1 protein-coding gene is annotated in these 243 nt (G+C 62.6%); it reads left to right on the forward strand.

What is annotated here, in order from left to right; genetic code table 11:
- On the forward strand, window positions 1–243 hold a 243-nt coding region (locus SB725_RS33435), incomplete at both ends, for a hypothetical protein (protein WP_410923727.1).

The raw sequence follows: 243 nt of genomic DNA on the forward strand, positions 1-243 counted from the left end.
TGAGAGTTGGATCAACTATGAGCGCACCAAGTATCTGGGCGAACAAGCCGTGCGGCGCTCCAGCGTGCCCTGGATTGTGTTCAATCCCTCACACATCCTGGGTCCGGGCGACCATCACAACTGGGCGCGCCTCATCATCTTGGTGGACCGCGAGAAGCTGCCGGGCATTCCGCCGGGCATCGGCTCATTTGCCGATGTGCGAGAAATCGCCAGCGCCCAGGTGCGTGCGTGGCAGAGGCAGCG

Source organism: Pseudomonas sp. SIMBA_041 (assembly GCF_046535095.1).
GTDB classification, from domain to species: domain Bacteria; phylum Pseudomonadota; class Gammaproteobacteria; order Pseudomonadales; family Pseudomonadaceae; genus Aquipseudomonas; species Aquipseudomonas mucoides.